The organism is Streptomyces sp. NPDC002130 (assembly GCF_040296465.1).
Taxonomy (GTDB): Bacteria; Actinomycetota; Actinomycetes; order Streptomycetales; family Streptomycetaceae; genus Streptomyces.
On record NZ_JBEOXI010000857.1, the window covers coordinates 1 to 1406 of the forward strand.

Consider the following 1406-nt stretch of genomic DNA (forward strand, 5'->3'; position numbering starts at 1 on the left):
CACGCGCCCCCGCGCCCCCTCCTGCGCCGCCCGCGCCAACTGCGCGATCTCCCGCGGGTTTCCGAGCTGCGCGGCGAGATGGCTCATGGAGGCCGTCGATGTGCTGCTCACACACAGCCCTGCCCGCGGTGTCGGCGACGCCGAGGATCGGCCACATCGTGGGTTCGAATGCTTCACCTCCTTGATCCGCACCCTCGATCCGACAGTCATGATCCACGGACACATCCACCCGCACGGGCGAACACCTCTCGATCTGGAAGTAGGCCGGACTATCGTGCTCAATACCGTCGGCTTCACGCTGATGGAGATTTCCCCAGGTACTCCGCCGACGATCGTGAGGCGCCGACATGGCTCGTGACACCGGATTTCCCACAGCCGACGCGGAAAACGACTTCGCTCGTCAGCGTCGACGTGCCGACGTTGCACGTCTGGTCAGTTGGCTACGACGCGAACCGGACGACGTCAACGCGATTCTGCCGTTCGACGAAGTTGTCGCAGCTCTCGGCAAGGTCGGCGAGAAGTCTCTGGGTCTGCAGGTCGTCACCATCGAATCGATAGTCGGAAGTGTCGACCGCACAGGTGATTTCGACAGGTACTTCCGTCCGACGTCCACTCACTCGCGCGCTCGTTGGGAGCGACTTGCGGTGGCGCAACGACGCGGCGAATCGGTGCCACCTGTTCAGTTGTATCGCGTCGGCTCCATGCACTTCGTGATCGACGGGCACCACCGAGTGTCCATTGCGTGTGCGATGCACCAGAAGACAATCGACGCGTACGTCACCGAGATCATCACTCGTATCTCGCCGGAAGGCATCACTCAGCGCGCCGATCTGCTCATCAAGGACCATCGCCGACTCTTCCTCACCCGCGTTCCGCTGCAGGGTTCACAACGCGAAGCCGTCCAGGTCACCGACCCGTGGGAGTACGCCGAACTCAGTGAGTGTGTGGAGGCGTGGGGTTTTCGGCTCATGCAGGAGAAGGGCGAGTTCCTCGGCCGAGACACGGTCGCCCGACGCTGGTTCGGCGAGGAGTTTCTCCCCGTCGTGCGGATGCTGCGGGGCGCCGACATGTTGCCCGAGCACACCGACGCCGAGGCGTACTTGTGGATCGCCCGGGAGCGGTACCGACTGGTGCGGCGTCACATGTGGAATGACGAGATCGTGGCCGAACTGCGCGATCGGGCACCACGAAAGCACAAGCCCGCTACGTAGCGACAGCGAACCGCACTTCGCGGTTCACGATATTCGGGTGCATGAACTTCAGCAACGAACGCGCTTCTTTCTCGATGGCCGCGAGCGCAGTCTTCGCTTGCTGCGCAAACAGAGTCGCACCCAACTCGACCGTCTCCTTGTCGGGCGTCACCGTCGCGAATCCCACCACCTTTCCTCGCACCAGGATGGCGGGCT

The 1406-nt window shown here is 63.2% G+C and carries 2 protein-coding genes; one reads left to right on the forward strand and one right to left on the reverse strand.

Going from position 1 to position 1406, the window contains the following annotated elements; genetic code table 11:
• Positions 1-347: 347 nt before the first annotated feature.
• On the forward strand, positions 348-1211 hold the full coding sequence (locus ABT116_RS46345) for a hypothetical protein (protein WP_003945080.1): 864 nt from the start codon (positions 348-350) through the stop codon (positions 1209-1211).
• Here the strand turns inward: ABT116_RS46345 and ABT116_RS46350 are convergent.
• Positions 1204-1406: hypothetical protein (locus ABT116_RS46350; protein ID WP_351647240.1), on the reverse strand; the 203-nt coding region annotated here is incomplete at its 5' end. The genes ABT116_RS46345 and ABT116_RS46350 overlap by 8 nt on opposite strands.

Excerpts from the sequence above, each read along its gene's own strand:
- ABT116_RS46345 (WP_003945080.1), top strand. The coding sequence starts at position 348 with ATGGCTCGTGACACCGGATTTCCCACAGCCGACGCGGAAAACGACTTC.